Raw genomic sequence first — 1,254 nt, 5'->3', positions numbered from 1 at the left:
GAAATGACTGGATTAAATAAATCAACTGTCTCATCACAGGTAAGCACGTTAATGAAAGAAAATCTGGTATTTGAAATAGGTCAAGGACAATCAAGTGGCGGAAGAAGACCTGTCATGCTTGTTTTTAATAAAAAGGCAGGATACTCCGTAGGAATAGATGTTGGTGTGGATTATATCAATGGCATTTTAACAGACCTTGAAGGAACGATCGTTCTTGATCAATACCGTCATTTGGAATCCAATTCTCCAGAAATAACGAAAGACATTCTGATTGATATGATTCATCACTTTATGACGCAAATGCCCCAATCTCCGTACGGGCTTATTGGTATAGGTATTTGCGTGCCTGGACTCATTGATAAAGATCAAAAAATTGTTTTCACTCCGAACTCCAACTGGAGAGATATTGACTTAAAATCTTCGATACAAGAGAAGTACAATGTGCCTGTTTTTATTGAAAATGAGGCAAATGCTGGCGCATATGGAGAAAAAGTATTTGGAGCTGCAAAAAATCACGATAACATTATTTACGTAAGTATCAGCACAGGAATAGGGATCGGTGTTATTATCAACAATCATTTATATAGAGGAGTAAGCGGCTTCTCTGGAGAAATGGGACATATGACAATAGACTTTAATGGTCCTAAATGCAGTTGCGGAAACCGAGGCTGCTGGGAATTGTATGCTTCAGAGAAGGCTTTATTAAAATCTCTTCAGACCAAAGAGAAAAAACTGTCCTATCAAGATATCATAGACCTCGCCCATCTAAATGATATCGGAACCTTAAATGCATTACAAAATTTTGGATTCTATTTAGGAATAGGCCTTACCAATATTCTAAATACTTTCAACCCTCAAGCCGTAATTTTAAGAAATAGCATAATTGAATCGCATCCTATGGTTTTAAATTCAATGAGAAGTGAAGTGTCGTCAAGGGTTTATTCCCAATTAGGCAATAGCTATGAATTATTGCCATCTTCCTTAGGACAGAATGCACCGGCATTAGGAATGTCCTCCATTGTGATTGATCATTTTCTGGACAAGGTTACAATGTAATTTTTATGGAATGTACAGCTCATCTTTAAAGATGAGCTTTTTTATTCTAGGAGTATTTCTGAAGCAATAGTGACATAGGCACCTTCTCATATGAAAAAGGAGTTCTAAAATAGAAATCTCCTTTTTCATGTGCAAATTATTTTTCTTTATAACGAAAATATCTAAAGTCGGCCGGAATATGATTACCACTGGTATCTT

At 36.1% G+C, this 1,254-nt stretch carries 1 protein-coding gene; it reads left to right on the top strand.

All coding sequences use genetic code 11. From position 1 onward, the window contains the following. Positions 1-1,056, top strand: a 1,056-nt coding sequence (xylR, locus tag RAC86_RS38805) for a transcriptional repressor XylR (RefSeq protein WP_377886968.1), incomplete at its 5' end; no start/stop codon positions are given. Positions 1,057-1,254 lie beyond the last annotated feature (198 nt).

This window comes from Bacillus sp. LR_5 (assembly GCF_042709275.1).
The sequence above is the reverse complement of the archived record's forward strand: the minus strand, read 5'-3'. Positions and strand labels throughout refer to the sequence as shown.